Raw genomic sequence first — 12883 nt, 5'->3', positions numbered from 1 at the left:
CCGCACCTTGTCCGGGACACGAAAGACGCAACATGACCTCCATCGACGAAACAAAGCAGTTCATCCCGCTGAATATCGCGGTGCTCACCGTGTCCGACACGCGCGCGCTTGCGGATGACAAGTCCGGCCAGACCCTGGTCGACCGTCTCCTGGCTGCGGGCCATCATCTCGCCGCGCGCGAGATCGTCACCGACGACGTCGAGGCGATCCGTGCCGTCATCCGCCGCTGGATTGCCGATAGCGGCATTGACGTCGTCATCACCACCGGCGGCACCGGCTTTACGGGACGCGACGTGACGCCGGAGGCGATCGAGCCGCTGTTCGAGAAGCGCATGGACGGTTTCTCGATCGCGTTCCACATGCTGAGCCACGCCAAGATCGGGACGTCGACGATCCAGAGCCGTGCCACCGCCGGCGTTGCGGGCGCGACCTACATCTTCTGCCTGCCGGGTTCGCCCGGCGCCTGCCGCGACGGCTGGGACGGCATCCTCGCAGCCCAGCTCGACTACCGCACGCGCCCCTGCAATTTCGTCGAGATCATGCCGCGGCTGGACGAGCATTTGCGCCGCCCGAAGGCGCAAGGCGCGACGGTGTGATGATTGTTGCTTGAATGCTGAGCTAAATGCTGAGCTAAAGCATGATCCGGAAAAGTGCGAAGCGGTTTTCCGGAAAGATCACGCGCAAACAATAACCTAGAGCGCGATGACGATTCATCCAAATCTCATCGCGCTTTAGGTGCGGACCGCTTCCTTCTGCGCTTGTGGGAGAAGGTGGCGCGAAGCGCCGGATGAGGGGTATCCATCCGCATCGGTGAGATATCCCTCACCCGAGCGAGCTTGTGTTTGCTAGTTGACATGCCCTCTCCCGCAAGGGGAAGAGGGCACAGCAACGCGCATCTCGCTCGCTGCGAGATCGTCAGAGATCCCGTTCCCACGTTTCCCCAATCAAATCTTGCCCGAAGCTGTGATGCGGCTCGGTCGCGACCAGGTTGAATCCCGCACTCTTGTAGATCCCGCGCGCGGCGACCAGGATGCTCTGCGTCCACAGAGTCATCTTGCTGTAGCCCCTCTCGCGGGCGCCCTGGATGCATTGCTCGACCAGTGCGCGGCCGACACCGAGTCCGCGTGCTTTCTTCTCCACCTGCAACAGGCGCAGCTTCGCAATCTCGTCCGTGGCCTTGACCAGAAAGATCGAGCCGATCGGCTCGCCTTCCATTTCCGCGATCCAGCAGTGCTCGCGCGCGGCGTCGTAGTTCTTGATGAACTGTGCGCAGATCTCGGCGACCAGCGCCTCGTAGCTGATGTCCCAGTTGTAGTCCGCGGCATAGGCGGCGCCTTGCCGTGAGATGACCCAGCCCATGTCGCCGACGCGATGGCTGCGCAGCACGAAAGCCGCGGGCCGGCTTCGACGCTGCCCCAGCACCGCCTCGATGGTTGCCATGGCCTGCGTGAGCCGCGTTGCATCGTCGGCCGAAAGCTGAGCCAGCATCGCAGCGACCTCGTTTTGCGAGCTCAGGTTCAGCTTGGCGAAAGCCTGGCGGCCCTTGGCGGTGAGGCTGAGCTGGTATTGCCTACGATCCGCGGCCAGGGGTGTTCGCGTGATCAGCCCTTTTTCGTCAAAGCTCTGGACGATGCGGCTGAGATAGCCGGGGTCGAGACCAAGCTCGTTTCCGATTTCTTTTGCCGCAAGGTCGTCGCGATGCGCCAGTTCATAAAGAACGCGCGCCTCGCTGAGCGAAAACGGGGTCTTGCCAAGGTGCTGGTCGAGCACGCCGAGCTTGCGGGTATAGAAGCGGTTGAAGGCGCGGACCGCTGCGATGTGGTCGTCGGAGACCTGTTCGGTCGATTTGGACAGCATGGGATCACCTCGATATTTGCCATTGTCAATTAATTATTTGACGTTGGCAAGTATCTCAGCCGACCATGACGATCCGACTGCGCAGCATGGTCCGGGACGACCGGCCGAGCCGCCGGAGCAGCCGCGCTTCGGAATGGCGGGCGTGGGGCGGGTAGCCGCCGATCCGGTCGTAATGCTCACGCGCGATCAACAGCCCTTGATCGCCGAGTGGACCGACGAGCTTGCGCGCCACGGCCCAGAGAATGTCGCGCAATGCGGTATTTGCGTAGGGCGAACGCGCATAGCGGAACACCGCCGCCCGATCCCGGCCGCTGGTGGCGACGGCCTGGATGAACTGGGTGGTCTCCTCGATCCAGCCGGTTTCCAGCACGGCGCCTGCAGGCAGGAACATGAGCCATGGCGATCGGGCCTGCCGTGCGCCGGCGGCGAGCGCGGCGCCTTGCGAAGATCCCTCGAACCCGATGAAACGGCAGCCCGCCACGTCGGCAACGCGCTCGATGACACCGTTGCGAGTGCCGTCGACCAGCAGAACCTCACGGATGACACCGGCGGCGGCGCCGGGGACCAGCGCGGCCAGGGTTGCGACCGCCGTCTGCTCGACACCGTCGGTCGGAATGATGACGCTCAGCATGATTGAGGCTTCAGGGTCGGCACTTCGGGAGAAGCGTAGCGTTCTAATGATGTTGTCATAAACCCGTAGCGTTGCCGAGTGCAACTTTCCGGCGGCGCTTCGGCATGCGATGGTAAACCCGCAGCCAGTCATCGCAGCCAAATGTGTCATGTGCGGGGTGGAAATATTGCCGAATGTTTCGGCACAAGCTGATTCCGGCGGTATTAAACCGAAGCTTCATGGCGAGATTCGCTGCGCGCGGGCAGTCGGTCCCTCTCAGAGGAGACTTCAGCTTGCAAGAAAGGGCGAATGAAGATGTGCGATCTCGGTCCCGGGAGAGGCCTCACATGAACGCCGATCAACCCGCCGTCAGCATGGTGCCAACGTCGCCGAAGCAGGGGACTGCGCCGACCTTGCGGATCCGCGCGCTGATGCTCGGCGAGCGCATCAATGCTTCCAGCCTGGAGATCGGCACGCTGGTGTCCTCGACGCCGGCCGCCTTCCGCGTCCATGCCGGCCTTGCCGCAATCTTCCGCTACGGCGTCGTGGTGCTGATCGGGCTGCTTCCGTCCGAGGAGAAGGTCCTCGTCGATAATCTGAAGTCGCGTGTGACCGGAGAGCTCAGCCCGTACGAGGAGGAGATCGCACAGGTGCAGCTCTGCAACGATGAGGCCGCCGAGACGATCCAGCCGGGCGGGCCGATCTGCCTCGCCAAATTCTCCGACGACCGGCTGCTGCTGGTCGCGGATGCGCTCGCCAAGAGCACGTCGCTGGCGCGCGACGAGCGCCGCGTCGCCGCGGTCTTCGACGTGATCGAGCCGTTCGCACGGGAGCTCGCCGAAGGCGGCCGCACACCGCGCCGGCGCAAGGGCATTCTGCAATTGATCGGTAATGCACTGCTGGTGCAGCAGCGCGTCGCGGGCCGCGTCGCGGTCGCCGAGAAGCCCGACGTCCTCTGGGAGAAGCCAGAGCTCGATCGGCTCTATTCCCGTCTCGAGGACGAGTACGAGTTGAAGGAGCGCCTCGACACGCTCGAGCGCAAGCTCACCGCGGTGTCGGAGACCGCCAACGCACTGACCGACATCATCGACACCCAGCGCTCGCTCCGCCTGGAGATCGCGGTCGTGGTCCTAATCGTGATCGAGGTCGCGATCGGGTGTTTTCAGATATGGTCGGGGACTCATTAGTGCTCGATGAATTTATCCGCGAGCGAGATGCGCGTGACTGTGCCCTCGCCCCTTGTGGGAGAGGGCAGCGATACCAGGAGACACAAATTCGTTCGGGGTGAGGGGTCTGGCTCCGCGAACTCATTGCTTATGCGAACGCGGACAGAACGCTTCGCCCACCTGGAGTCGCCATCGCTCGCAGCACCCTTGCGCAGTGCCGTGCGATCGTCAGTTCCTCATTCGTTGGAACGACGAACACCTCGACGCTGCCATCGCCCCGGCTGATGCACTCGCGTGCGGCATCATTCGCAGCAGCATCGATGCGCACGCCCATCCAGGCGAGACACTCGCCGATCGCGCCGCGGATCTCCTTGGCATGCTCGCCGATGCCGCCGGTGAAGATCAGACCGTCCAGCCCTTCGAGCGTGGTCGACATCATCGCAATCCCCTGCGCCGCACGGAAGACGAAGAGATCGACCGCCTCTCGCGCCGCAGCCTCGCCGCTCGCCAGCAGCGTGCGCATGTCCGCGGAGGTGCCGGAGACGCCGAAGAGGCCTGACTCGTGATAGAGCAGGTGTTGGACCTCCTCGACCGACATGTTCTCGTGTTGCTGCAGATAGAGCAGCACGCCGGGATCGATCGTGCCGCAGCGCGTGCCCATCACGAGGCCGTCGAGCGGCGTCAGCCCCATCGTGGTGTCGACGCTGCGGCCATTGCGCAATGCGCAGAGGCTGGCGCCGTTGCCGAGATGCGCGATGACGATGCGCCTCGCCGTGAGCTCCGGCGCGATCTCGGCCAGGCGTCCTGCGACATATTCGAAAGACAGGCCGTGGAAGCCGTAACGCCTGACGCCACGCGCCTCGAAGCGCCTGGGAATGGCGAAGCGGCTCGCCGGCGGCGCGAGGCCGTGGTGGAAGGCGGTATCGAAACACGCGATCTGCGTCAGCCCGGGCCGGAGCGCCGCGAGCGTGCGGACTGGCGCAAGGCAGCGCGGCTGGTGCAGCGGGGCCAGCGGTGTCAACGCCTGCAGCTTCGCGGTGAGATCGTCCGTCAGGACGACAGGGCCTGAATAATCCGGCCCGCCGTGAACGATGCGATGGCCGACGGCACGGAGGCTGCGTTCGCCGAACCGGTCCTCGACGAAGGCGAGCACGTCGGCGAACAGATGACCGTCCTCGGCATCCGATGCGTCTCTCCGCGTCTCGACCAGGTCCTCCCCCGCGGCGCTCCTCACGATGAGCCGGGGTTTTGCCTCGTGTTCGTCGAGCTGGCCCTTGCACAGCAGGATGGGATCGGCCGCCGCAATCTCGAACAGGCCGAACTTGATGCTCGACGATCCCGAATTGAGGGCGAGGACCGTGTTCGACATGGCTAGTCGCCGGCTTCGGCCGGCGTGTTGCCGCCGGCGCTATTCGGCCAGACCCAGTCGCGGATCTCAGGCATATCCTCGCCATGCTCGCGGATGTAGCGGGAGTGCTCGATCAGTCTGTCGCGGAATCGCTGCTTCACTTGTGCGGCCCTGGTCGCGAGCCCGGGCACGCGCTCGATCGCCTCGATGGCGAGGTGGTAGCGATCGAGCTCGTTGAGAACGACCATATCGAAGGGCGTCGTCGTGGTGCCTTCCTCGGCAAAGCCGCGCACATGCATGCCGGCATGATTGGTGCGGTTATAGGTCAGCCGGTGAATGAGATGAGGGTAGCCGTGATAGGCGAAGATCACCGGCTTGTCGCGCGTGAACAGGCTGTCGAAGTCGCGGTCGGACAGGCCGTGCGGATGCTGCTCCTTGGGTTGCAGCGTCATGAGGTCGACGACGTTGACGACGCGGATCTTCAGATCCGGCAGTGCCTTGCGCAAGAGATCGACGGCGGCGAGCGTCTCCAATGTCGGCACGTCGCCGGCGCAGGCCATCACCACGTCGGGCTCCTCCTTTTCGTCCTCCGTTCCGGCCCAGGTCCAGATGCCGATGCCGGCATCGCAGTGTGTCGCCGCGTCCTGCATCGACAGCCATTGCGGCGCCGGCTGCTTGCCGGCGACGATCACGTTGATGCGGTTGTAGGTGCGCAGGCAATGGTCGGCGATCCACAGCAGCGTGTTGGCATCCGGCGGGAAGTAGATGCGGACGATGTCGGACTTCTTGTTGGCGACAAGGTCGACGAAACCGGGGTCCTGATGGCTGAAGCCGTTATGGTCCTGCCGCCAGACATGCGAGGTCAGAAGATAGTTGAGCGAGGCGATCGGGCGCCGCCACGGCAGGTCGCGCGTAACCTTCAGCCATTTGGCATGCTGGTTGAACATGGAATCCACGATGTGGATGAAGGCTTCGTAGCAGGAGAAGAAGCCGTGCCGTCCGGTCAGCAGATAGCCTTCCAGCCAGCCCTGGCAGAGATGCTCGCTCAAGACTTCCATCACGCGCCCATCCTGCGCGAGATGCACGTCGTAAGGCTCGATCGGTTCCATCCAGACGCGTTCGGTCGCTTCGAACACGGCGTCTAACCGGTTCGACGCCGTCTCGTCCGGGCCCGCGATGCGGAAATTGCGTTGTTGCGCATTGAGGCGAATGACGTCGCGCAGGAATTTGCCGAGCTCGCGCGTCGCTTCCGCCACGGTGCCGCCGGGCTGCGGCACCTCGATTGCGAAGCTGCGAAAGTCGGGCAGCTTCAGCTCTTTCTTCAGGAGGCCGCCATTGGCATGTGGATTGGCGCCCATGCGCCTGACGCCTTCGGGCGCGAGCGCCTGGAGCTCGGGAATGAGCGCGCCGTTCGCGTCGAACAGCTTTTCGGGCTCATAGCTGCGCATCCAGTGTTCGAGCAGCTTGAGGTGCGCCGGGTTCTCGCGGCAGCTCGCGACGGGCACTTGATGCGCGCGCCAAAAACCCTCGACCTTCTTGCCGTCGACTTCCTTCGGGCCAGTCCAGCCCTTCGGGCTGCGCAGCACGATCATCGGCCAGCGCGGCCGCCCGACGCTCGTGCGCCCGTCACGGGCGTGCTGCTGGATCGAGCGGATACTGGCGAGCGCGACATCGAGCGCATCCGCCATGGCGTGGTGCATCAATTTGGGATCATCGCCCGCAACGAACAGCGGCTCATGGCCGAACCCATGGAAGAGATCGCGGATCTCCGCATCTTGCATCCGCCCGAGCACGGTCGGATTTGCGATCTTGTAGCCGTTGAGATGCAGGATCGGCAGCACCGCGCCGTCATGGGCCGGGTTCAGGAACTTGTTCGAATGCCAGGACGCAGCTAACGGGCCGGTTTCCGCCTCGCCGTCGCCGACGACGCAGGCGACGATCAAATCGGGGTTGTCGAATGCCGCGCCATAGGCGTGCACCAGCGCGTAGCCGAGTTCGCCGCCTTCGTGGATCGAGCCCGGCGTCTCCGGCGCCGCATGGCTCGGAATGCCGCCGGGGAAGGAGAACTGCCTGAACAGCTTGCGCAATCCGTCGGTATCCCGCGCGATGTCGGGATAGATCTCGCTGTAGGTGCCTTCGAGGTAGGTGTTGGCGACCATGCCCGGTCCACCATGGCCGGGACCGCAGACATAGATCACGTTGAGGTCCAGCGCGCGGATGACGCGGTTGAGATGGGCGTAGATGAAGTTCAGGCCGGGCGTCGTGCCCCAATGGCCGAGCAAACGCGGCTTGATGTGCTCGGGTCGTAACGGCTCGCGCAGCAGCGGATTATCGAGCAGGTAGATCTGCCCGACGGAGAGGTAGTTGGCGGCGCGCCAATAGCGATCGAGCAGACCGAGGTCGCTGCTCGCGGCGGCCGTTTTTTGTTGAATTGTCATGTTCCTGTCGGCTTTCACCCAGAGATCGTCACCAACTTTGTTCCGGCGCGATCGATCCCTGTGCGGGATCAAACGAAATCGTCGCGACCGGCGTGTTGCGTGATGTCAAAGGCGCGCGCCCGAAATTTGGGTGGCTACTTTGCATGGGGTTGTTTTCGCGTTTTTTGTTCTTGTTCTTGATTTGTTCCGTTTGCGTGCTATGTTGGGCTCATGAGTCGAGCATCCTCTCGTGCCCTCAAGCACCCGCCGGTCACGGCGCCCTCCGAGCCGGCGGGTGCGCCTTCAGATTTCCCCGAGCTTGGCGTCGCCATCGACCGCGCGCGCCGGCGAGGGCGGGGAGCACAATCCAATGCCACCGGCCGCTACGAGGCCGAGGCGCGCGTCGCTTTCGATGACGGCTGGCAGAGCCTGGAAGAGCTGCCGCCGTTCAGGACCACGGTCGGTGTCGACACCTCGCGCAAGGTCATCACCCGGAACGACTCCCCCGACATCGGCTTCGACCGCTCGATCAATCCGTATCGCGGCTGCGAGCATGGCTGTGTCTATTGCTTCGCGAGGCCGACACATGCCTATCTCGGCCTCTCGCCGGGGCTGGACTTCGAGTCAAAACTGTTCGCGAAGCCTGAGGCACCTTCGCTGCTGGAGAAGGAGCTCGCCGCACCCGGCTACGAGCCGCGGATGATCGCGATCGGCACCAACACCGATCCCTATCAGCCGATCGAACGCGAGCGAAAGATCATGCGCGGCATCCTCGAGGTGCTGGAACGCGCTAGCCATCCGGTCGGCATCGTCACCAAGTCGGCGCTGGTCGTGCGCGACATCGACATTCTCGCGCGGATGGCCAAGCGCAACCTCGCCAAGGTCGCGATATCCGTCACCTCGCTCGACCCGAAGCTGGCGCGCACCATGGAGCCGCGGGCCTCGACACCACCGAGGCGGCTGGAGGCGCTGAAGCAGCTCTCTGATGCCGGCATTCCCACCACGGTGATGGTTGCGCCCGTGATTCCGGCGCTGAACGATTCCGAGATCGAACGAATCCTCGATGCCGCCGCCCACGCCGGCGTCAAGGAGGCCTCGTACGTGCTGCTGCGGTTGCCGCTGGAGGTCCGCGATCTCTTCCGCGAATGGCTGATGGCGAACTATCCGGACCGCTACCGCCACGTCTTCACCCTGATCCGCGACATGCGCGGCGGACGCGACTACGATGCGAAATGGGGCGAGCGGATGAAGGGCACCGGCCCGATGGCCTGGACCATCGGCCGCCGCTTCGAGATCGCCTGCGACAGACTCGGCCTCAACAAGCGGCGCTCCAAGCTGACGACGGACCACTTTGCGCGGCCGAAGCGGAACGGCGACCAGCTCAGCCTGTTCTGACCGGACAAACGGAAGAGGCATAGCGTGGTTAAGGAACTCGCCGTGCCGGTGCCACGACTGACCGTCATTACGTTGGGTGTCAGCGACATCCGCGCGAGTATCGCGTTTTACGACGCACTCGGCTTCTCGCGCCGCCTGAAGGCGACCGGCGAGGCGGTCGCCTTCTACGACACCGGAGGTCCGGTGCTCGCGCTTTATCATTGGGATCGGCTCGCGGCCGACGCATCGGTGCCTGACCGGCCGAGGCCCACGACCTTTCGTGGCACCACGCTCGCCTGGAATTGCGCGACGCGCGGGGAGGTCGATCAGGTGCTGGCCTTCGCCATCGGGAAGGGAGCCGCCTTGCTGAAGGCGGCGCACGAGACCGATTACGGTGGCTATTGCGGCTATTTTGCTGATCCCGACGGCCATGTCTGGGAGGTCGTGGTCGCGCCTGGCATCGAGGTGGGCGAGGACCGACGGGTGCATCTGGCGGAATAGGGGCGGCCAGCCTGAATAACGGGAATTATCCTGGGTTCCAGGTTGCGCTGGCGAAGCCCCTTGCGCACGATCCCGGCCATGATTCGGGACAAGTCCGCCAAGAATCCAGCCAAAGACGCGCCCAAGAAGCAGGCCGCGAAGAAGGCCGCGCCTGACAAGGCGGTCAAGACGCCTGCGGCTGGCGCTCCGCAGGTTGCTGCCGGCAAGAAAGGTATCATTGCCATTGCTCCCCCCAGCTTTCGTCGCGAGCGCGCGTTGATCAAGCGCGGCGTCTGGCCGGTCGCCGGTTGCGACGAGGCCGGCCGCGGCCCGCTCGCCGGCCCCGTGGTGGCGGCGGCGGTGATTCTCGATCCCGACCGCATTCCGCGCGGCATCGATGATTCCAAGCGCCTGACCGCCGAGGAGCGCGAAAAACTGTTCGACAAGATCTGCGCCACCGCGCAGGTCTCGGTTGTCGTCGCCTCGCCCGCGCGCATCGACCGCGACAACATCCTGCGCGCCTCGCTATGGGCGCTGAAGCGCGCCGTGGTGGCACTGCCCGAGACGCCCAGGCACGTCTTCGTCGACGGCCGCGACCGGCTCGACACGGAATGCGATTGCGAGGCGGTGATCGGCGGCGACGGCATCGTGCTGTCGATCGCCGCGGCATCCATTGTCGCCAAGGTTACCCGCGACCGGCTGATGTGCGCGCTGGCGCAGGACTGCCCCGGCTACGGCTTCGAGCAGCACAAGGGCTATGCCGTCCCCGAACATCTCGAGGCGCTCGACCGTCTCGGCCCGTCCATCCATCACCGCAGCTTCTTCGCCCCCGTCGCCGCCGCCCGCGCCAAGCACATGCCTTGGACCGTCGCGCCGGAGCGGGACTTGTTCTCGGTGACCGAGGTCGAGGTACAGATGGACGCGCAAATTGAGATCGACGGATCGGCAACTCTCTAGGACGACGGCCCCGCCGCACCCTCATCCGTCATGGCCCGGCTTGATCCGGCCATCCGCGTGTGGATCTTCGGGCCTTCGCCGCGCCGGCTTCGACCGCGCAGGCGGGATAAGCCCGGGCATGACGAGCACACCAAAGTTGCCACGACGCGCAGCGCCCATTATCAAATCGAATGTGAGCGAATAGGGCCGGCTGGACTGGCTGCATCATTCGGACGTTGCATGCGGTTTACCTCCCTGGTCATCGAGCTCATTCGCGCCCGGCCGCGGCTGATCGTATGGATCGCCGTGCTGCTTCAGGCGGCGATGTGGCTGTTCGTGGCGCTGGTGTTCTACCGCAGCCCGCCCGGCACTCTTGCGACGCTGCTGGCCTTCGGCCGCGAGTACCAGGTCGGCACCGACCTCGGCCCGCCGCTGCCGGTCTGGCTCGCCGACATCGCCTATCGCGCGGCCGGCGGTCATATGTTCGGCGTCTATGTGCTTGCCGAGGTGTGCGAGATCGCGACCTTCATCGCGCTCTTTCATCTGTCTCGCGCCGTGGTCGGCTCCCAGCACGCGGTGCTCGCCGTGCTCCTGACCATGACCGCGCTGGCGTTCTCCTCGTCCGCGCTCGACTTCGGGCCGCTGGTCCTGGCGCGGCCGCTCTGGGCGCTATTGCTGCTGCACTCCTGGCAGATCATCGGCCAGCGCCGCGGCAATGCCTGGTTCGCCTGGTCGATCGAAGCGGGACTCTTGCTGCTGACGACGCCTGCGGCGATCTTTCTCCTCCTGCTGATCATCATCTTCGCGATCTCGACCGCAGCCGGGCGCAGGACGCTGCGCGGGCTCGATCCGCTGTTTGCACTGATCGTCGTCGCCGTGCTGGCGCTGCCCTATGCGGTCTGGCTGATGCGCGCCGAGACGTTGACGCTGCCGGCCTTGCCGCAAGTCACCGAGCTCAGCGCCCGCGCGCTGCATGCGGCCTGGCTGCTCGGAGGATTGGTGCTCGGGGCGGCGACGATTCCGGCGCTGACCTTTCTCAATACCGGGCTGTTCGCCGACAAGGGCGAGGAGCCGCCGATCATCTATCGCCCGCCGGTCGAGCCGCTCGCGCGCAGCTTCGTCTACTTCTTCGCGCTGGCTCTGCCACTCGGCGCGGTGCTGATCTCCGGCTTGATGGGGCTCGACTCCGTCGTCGGCGGCGCCGGTGTCGTGCTGGTCATGTCGGGGCTCGCCGCGGTCGTCGCGGCCGGCGATCTCATCGCGATGCGCCGCGCGCGGATGCTGCGCATGGTCTGGGCTGCCGCCGTCGTCGCACCCGCCGCCGGTGTGGTGCTCGCCGTGCTGTTCCTGCCCTGGACCGGTGCCAACGAGATTGCGACCTCGATGCCGGCGCGTGCGATCTCAGACTTCTTCGACGAGAGCTTTGCCCGCCGCACCAACCATCGCTTGCGTGCCGTCGCCGGCGAGCCCCAGCTCGCCAGCCTGATCGCACTGCATTCCGGCCGGCCGCATCTCTTCATCGACGCCGATCCGGCACGCACGCCGTGGATGAATCGGTCCAAGTTCAGCGAAACTGGCGGCGTCGTGGTCTGGCGCGCCTCCGATACCGCCGGAACCCCGCCGCCGGACATCCTCAAGCGCTTCCCCGGCATCGTGCCTGAAGTCCCGCGCGCCTTCGAATGGCTGGTGACGGGCCGCCAGCCGCTGCTGCGCATCGGCTGGGCCATCGTGCGGCCGAAGGGGACGTGAGGTGCTCTCTCCGCCGTCATTGCGCGGAGCCCTTGCGACGAAGCAATCCAGAGTCTCTCTCCGGAAAGATTCTGGATTTGCTTCGCTGCGCTCGCAATGACGGGGAGAGAGCGTTCTGCCCCTCGCTATCCCGACAGCACCTTCGCGACTGCGCGCAAATCCTGCCAGGCCAGCCGCTTGTATGACGGCGAGCGCAACAGATAGGCCGGATGGAAGGTCGGCAGCGCGCGGATGGTGCGTGCGCCGGTGTCATAATCGAACCAGCGCCCGCGGGTGCGCATGATGCCTTCGCGCGTTCCCAGCAGCGTCTGGGTCGAGGGATTGCCGAGCGTCACCAGCACATCCGGGTTCACCAGCTCGATCTGGCGCTGGATGAAGGGCAGGCAGATCTGCGTCTCCTGCGGCGTCGGCGTGCGGTTGCCGGGCGGCCGCCAGGGAATGACGTTGGCGATGTAGGCTGTGGTGCGGTTGAGCCCTATGGCCCCCATCATCAGATCGAGCAGCTTGCCGCTGCGCCCGACGAAGGGCAGTCCCTCGATGTCCTCGTCGCGCCCTGGCGCCTCGCCGACGAACATAATGCGCGCCTTGGGATTGCCGTCGGCGAACACCAGCCGTGTCGCGGTGTGCTTCAGCGCGCAGCCCTCGAAAGTTTGCATCAACTCGCGCAATGCCTCCAGCGTCGGGGCGGTGCGCGCGGCCTCACGCGCCGAGGCGATGGCGACATCCGGTGCAGGCGCGGCTTCACCACGTATGACCGCGGGCGCGGCGACCGGCCGCGGCGCCTCGAGCGGTGCCGTGCGCGCGGAAGGTGGCGGAGCGTCGATTTCCGCCAGGCGGTCTATCGGTTCCTCCGCAAGCGCGCAGTCGACACCGGCCTCCAGATAGAAGGCGAGCAGCTCTCGGACGGTGGGTGCGGGTTCGGGGATCATGGGAAAGTCTGACTTTT

General features: G+C 65.2%; 11 protein-coding genes. 6 read left to right on the top strand and 5 right to left on the bottom strand.

Going from position 1 to position 12883, the window contains the following annotated elements:
* The first annotated feature begins 32 nt into the window (after window positions 1-32).
* Window positions 33-596, top strand: a complete 564-nt coding sequence (gene moaB, locus BRAD3257_RS29575) for a molybdenum cofactor biosynthesis protein B (protein WP_122404809.1) — start codon at window positions 33-35, stop codon at window positions 594-596.
* Between the two features lie 319 nt (window positions 597-915).
* Here moaB and BRAD3257_RS29570 read toward each other — a convergent pair whose 3' ends face one another.
* Complete coding sequence (locus BRAD3257_RS29570; protein ID WP_122404808.1) at window positions 916-1857, bottom strand: bifunctional helix-turn-helix transcriptional regulator/GNAT family N-acetyltransferase; 942 nt, start codon at window positions 1855-1857, stop codon at window positions 916-918.
* A 55-nt stretch (window positions 1858-1912) separates the two neighbouring features.
* A complete protein-coding gene (locus tag BRAD3257_RS29565; RefSeq protein WP_122404807.1) occupies window positions 1913-2488 on the bottom strand; it encodes a glycosyltransferase family protein in 576 nt (191 codons plus the stop codon).
* A 326-nt stretch (window positions 2489-2814) separates the two neighbouring features.
* Here BRAD3257_RS29565 and BRAD3257_RS29560 point away from each other — a divergent pair, with 326 nt between their 5' ends.
* Complete coding sequence (locus BRAD3257_RS29560) at window positions 2815-3654, top strand: RMD1 family protein (RefSeq protein ID WP_122404806.1); 840 nt, start codon at window positions 2815-2817, stop codon at window positions 3652-3654.
* A 127-nt stretch (window positions 3655-3781) separates the two neighbouring features.
* Here BRAD3257_RS29560 and BRAD3257_RS29555 read toward each other — a convergent pair whose 3' ends face one another.
* Both BRAD3257_RS29555 and BRAD3257_RS29550 read right to left on the bottom strand, forming a co-directional pair.
* Window positions 3782-5002: an acetate/propionate family kinase gene (locus BRAD3257_RS29555; RefSeq protein ID WP_122404805.1), complete on the bottom strand. Its 1221-nt coding sequence runs from the start codon at window positions 5000-5002 to the stop codon at window positions 3782-3784.
* Window positions 5003-5004: 2 nt separating this feature from the next.
* Window positions 5005-7419, bottom strand: coding sequence for a phosphoketolase family protein (locus tag BRAD3257_RS29550; protein ID WP_162500402.1), 2415 nt, complete (start codon window positions 7417-7419; stop codon window positions 5005-5007).
* Between the two features lie 210 nt (window positions 7420-7629).
* Here BRAD3257_RS29550 and BRAD3257_RS29545 point away from each other — a divergent pair, with 210 nt between their 5' ends.
* The 4 genes from BRAD3257_RS29545 (at window position 7630) to BRAD3257_RS29530 (ending at window position 11937) form a co-directional block, all read left to right on the top strand.
* Window positions 7630-8793, top strand: a complete 1164-nt coding sequence (locus BRAD3257_RS29545) for a PA0069 family radical SAM protein (RefSeq protein ID WP_122404803.1) — start codon at window positions 7630-7632, stop codon at window positions 8791-8793.
* A gap of 24 nt (window positions 8794-8817) precedes the next feature.
* Window positions 8818-9273, top strand: coding sequence for a VOC family protein (locus tag BRAD3257_RS29540; RefSeq protein WP_122404802.1), 456 nt, complete (start codon window positions 8818-8820; stop codon window positions 9271-9273).
* A 78-nt stretch (window positions 9274-9351) separates the two neighbouring features.
* Window positions 9352-10209 (top strand): ribonuclease HII, encoded by an 858-nt coding sequence (gene rnhB, locus BRAD3257_RS29535; protein WP_122406820.1) that lies wholly within the window; start codon window positions 9352-9354, stop codon window positions 10207-10209.
* Window positions 10210-10428: 219 nt separating this feature from the next.
* Window positions 10429-11937: a glycosyltransferase family 39 protein gene (locus tag BRAD3257_RS29530; RefSeq protein ID WP_122404801.1), complete on the top strand. Its 1509-nt coding sequence runs from the start codon at window positions 10429-10431 to the stop codon at window positions 11935-11937.
* A gap of 125 nt (window positions 11938-12062) precedes the next feature.
* Here BRAD3257_RS29530 and BRAD3257_RS29525 read toward each other — a convergent pair whose 3' ends face one another.
* Window positions 12063-12866, bottom strand: a complete 804-nt coding sequence (locus BRAD3257_RS29525; protein WP_122404800.1) for a uracil-DNA glycosylase — start codon at window positions 12864-12866, stop codon at window positions 12063-12065.
* Window positions 12867-12883: the final 17 nt, after the last annotated feature.

The organism is Bradyrhizobium vignae (assembly GCF_900324035.1).
In the GTDB taxonomy this organism is placed as follows: Bacteria; Pseudomonadota; Alphaproteobacteria; order Rhizobiales; family Xanthobacteraceae; genus Bradyrhizobium; species Bradyrhizobium vignae.
This window is presented reverse-complemented; position numbering and strand designations above follow the sequence as displayed.